Annotated in this window: 1 protein-coding gene; it reads right to left on the bottom strand. The window is 68.1% G+C overall.

What is annotated here, in order from left to right; all coding sequences use genetic code 11:
• Positions 1–590: 590 nt before the first annotated feature.
• Positions 591–1,355, bottom strand: coding sequence for a MerR family transcriptional regulator (locus DT019_RS38990; RefSeq protein WP_114041731.1), 765 nt, complete (start codon positions 1,353–1,355; stop codon positions 591–593).
• Between the last annotated feature and the right edge of the window lie 369 nt (positions 1,356–1,724).

The raw sequence follows: 1,724 nt of genomic DNA, 5'->3' as shown, positions 1-1,724 counted from the left end.
CGCGTGCGCCTTGAACGAGTCGAACGCGACCTTCCCGGCCCCGTTGAACTTCCCCTCCAGCGGATCAGCGGCCGCGATCAACTGCCGGATCAACGCACCGAGATCACCACTCGACCCCTCGGTGCTCCTTCCCAGGTCGGACAGAGTCGTGGACCCCATGTCGAACTTCACGCACACACCCCCGTAACAGACCGAACGAACACCACGCGCAGCAGGGCGCGCCGTCTATGTGTACCCAAAGCAGATTGCACGCGCAACGCACAGTCGCACCGCCCCGACCTGCCCGGATCCCTGATTTCCCAGGTGTTCGACGGGCTCGCGGTGGCGGTGCTTCGGGAACGGTTACGAACTTGGAACAGCGGCGCGGAGGGCATTCACGGCAAAGGTCTGGTGTCCTGCCAAAACCCCTAAACGGGGCACTGGACAGCGCTCGTTGGCGGCCGTGCGGGAAGGCGATGGCGAGAGGCGTGCGCGAAGGCGGCCCGGGTGCCACCGGGGGTCTGCAGCCCCCCGGAGGTCATGTGCCGCCGGTCGGACGGCGGTCGGCAGGCGATGCCGGATGCGGGCCGACCAGTGAGCGGAGCCGGTGGTCAGCTCAGCTGGGCGTCGGCGTAGACGAACATCGCGTCCCGCTGGTAGACGGCGAGGCCGTTGGCGATCTTGTCGAAGTTGGCGCGCATCTGGGGCTCGTCGACATAGGTCTGCCCCAGCCCCTTGTACGCGACCGCGTTCGGCGTCCAGAACCGACAGACGCCCCGGTAGTGGTCGGCCATCTCGGCCTGGACCGCGGGGTCGTCGACCGGGGTACCGGCCACCATGAGCTCCGCGACGCGGATCATCTGCGCCGTCACCTCCCGCTGCCACCGCTCGGAGTCCTCGGCGGTCATCGTCTCGATGGCCTGCCGCGACTCCTCCCACGCCTCGGGCCAGCGCTCGCGCACCTTCTCCGACTCGGCATCCGAGGGCTCGAACCCCTCGAACAGGTTCTCCGGCCGGTTGATCTTCGTCATGGCGTTGTTCTCCTCTGCTTCCTCCAGTTCGGCGATGGTGCGCCCGACCGTGTGGGCCAGGGTGGCGAGCCGGTTCCGTTCCGCCAGCAGCCGTTGGTGGTGCTCGCGAAGTACGGCCACGCGGTCCACCTGGCTGTCCAGCACGGCCTGGATCTCGCGCAGCCCCAGGTCCAGCTCGCGCATCACCAGGATCTGCTGCAGCCGCAGCAGGTCGGACTCCTCGTAGTAGCGGTGCCCGTTGCTTCCGATCCAGGCCGGCGGCAGCAGACCGATCTCGTCGTAGTGCCGCAGCGTCCGGGACGTCACCCCGGACATCCGGGCCACCTCCGCGATCGACCAGGCCATTGCCGTGCCTCCCATCGCCGGGCCGGTGTCTCCGGCCACACAGACGACGGTAGGAGTTGACGCTGCGGCAACCGCAACCCGAATCGTCGGCCGTGGCCGCCCCTGCCGACTTCCTCCCCATAGAGAGGAGGAGGGGCGGGGGCGCCGAGAGAGGGGCGGGGCGGCGGGGGAGGGGGCGTCCGTGGACCCCGGGATCTCGTGTAATGTTCTCCGAGTTGTCACGCAGCCGGGATGGTTCCGGGCAACCGTCCGCCGCAGGATCTGCGGCAACCCAACTCAGCACGATCTCCCGACCGGGAGTGTTTTCGGCATGCCGAATTCATTTCGATCGGGCCCGGAAGACTCGATTACGGGTCGCCGGGAAAATCC

The organism is Streptomyces sp. SDr-06, from assembly GCF_003324565.1.
GTDB lineage: Bacteria > Actinomycetota > Actinomycetes > Streptomycetales > Streptomycetaceae > Streptomyces.
The sequence above is the reverse complement of the archived record's forward strand: the minus strand, read 5'-3'. Positions and strand labels throughout refer to the sequence as shown.

What these genes read in the sequence shown, in the direction of transcription:
- DT019_RS38990 (WP_114041731.1), bottom strand. Translation starts at nt 1,355, where the DNA reads ATGGCCTGGTCGATCGCGGAGGTGGCCCGGATGTCCGGGGTGACGTCC.